This is a genomic window from Sulfurovum sp. bin170 (assembly GCF_010892395.1).
Taxonomy (GTDB): Bacteria; Campylobacterota; Campylobacteria; order Campylobacterales; family Sulfurovaceae; genus UBA1140.
Genome location: NZ_JAACKB010000024.1, coordinates 1 through 1,586, shown reverse-complemented (window position 1 = coordinate 1,586; position 1,586 = coordinate 1). Strand labels below are relative to the sequence as shown.

Annotated in this window: 1 protein-coding gene; it reads left to right on the top strand. The window is 40.2% G+C overall.

Going from position 1 to position 1,586, the window contains the following annotated elements; translation table 11 throughout:
- The coding region (gene purL / locus GSY74_RS00655; protein WP_164663173.1) for a phosphoribosylformylglycinamidine synthase subunit PurL at positions 1–1,485 on the top strand (1,485 nt) is incomplete at its 5' end.
- Between the last annotated feature and the right edge of the window lie 101 nt (positions 1,486–1,586).

Below are 1,586 nucleotides of genomic sequence, written 5' to 3'. Positions count from 1 at the left end.
GATCCTTTTACAGAAAAACTCCTTCTTGAAGCATGTTTAGAGCTTTTTCAAACAGACCTTATTGTAGGTATTCAAGACATGGGAGCTGCGGGGCTTACCTCTTCTGCATTTGAGATGGCAGGTAAAAGTGGGTCAGGGATGATTATGAATTTGGATAAGGTTCCTGCTAGAGAGGAGGGGATGACCCCTTATGATTTTATGCTAAGTGAATCACAAGAGAGAATGCTTATCTGTGCAAAAAAGGGGAGAGAGCATGAGATTATCGACATTTTTGAGAAGTGGGATTTGGATGTTGCTGTTATTGGTGAGGTGACGGATAGTGGAAATATGGAGCTGTTTTGGCATGGTGAGAAGGTTTGTGATATGCCAATCGCTCCTGTGAGTGAAGAGGCTCCTATCTTGGATAGACCAACTTCTAGACCAAAATATCTTGATGAAATTTCAGGTAAAACTATTGACTCTTATAAAAAAGTAGATAATCAGGTGGCATTTGAAAAATTGATGGGTTCTATGGAGGTGGTTGATAAGGCTTGGATATATGACCAGTATGATTCTATGGTTCAGACCAATACTACAAAAGCCCCTGGGACACTTGACGCAAGTTGTATTAGAGTCAAAGAGAATGGAAAAGCGTTGTCGATGAGTGCTGATTGTAATCCAAGGTACTGCTATATTGACCCACACAAAGGTGGAGCATTGGCTGTTGTTGAGAGTGGACGAAATGTTGCAATGAGTGGAGCTAGACCTCTATCTATTACAGACTGTCTCAACTTTGGTAACCCAGAAAATCCTGAAGTTATGTGGCAATTCGCAGAGGCGTGTGAGGGGATAAAAGAGGCGTGTTTGGCTCTTGATACTCCTGTTGTGAGTGGAAATGTATCTCTCTATAATGAGACAAATGGAGTATCTGTATTCCCAACACCTGCTATAGCAATGGTTGGGCTTAATGATGACGAGAAGAGAGTTTTGGCTTCATCTTTTCAAGAGGATGAGAACCATCTGATTCTTATTGGAGAGACTAGAGTGGAGTTTGGTGGCTCTCTATATATCAAAGAGCTATTTGGAGAGACCTCTGGAGCATTAGGTGAGATTGATTATAAAAAAGAGCTTGGACTTTGGGAACTTGTAATCGAAGCAAATAAAAAAGGTCTTTTGGAGTCGGCTAAAGATTTAAGTTCTGGTGGAATAGCAATAACCTTGGCTAAAATGTCTGCTGTATCGGGTAGAGGAGTTGTTGCAGGTATTAGATTGGATGACAAGAGAGCTATTTTTGATGAGTCACAGGGTAGGGCGATATTGGAAGTCTCTAGCAAAGAGAATCTAGAAGCTGTGATAGAGATGGCAAAAGGGTTAGGGCTTAAAACGGATATTATTGGTAAAGTTGGTGGGGATATTGTTAAGATTAATGATATTGAGATGAGTCTAGAAACACTTAAATCTGTTTACTTTAATCGTTTCAAAGAGGTTATAGAGCAGGATATCTAGGGGCAATCCCCCTCTAGTTGTCCTAGATTTTTACACACATTCACACTCATCTTTGTTCTCTTGATCACAAGCTACAATATTATTTATAATATCTGCACAAG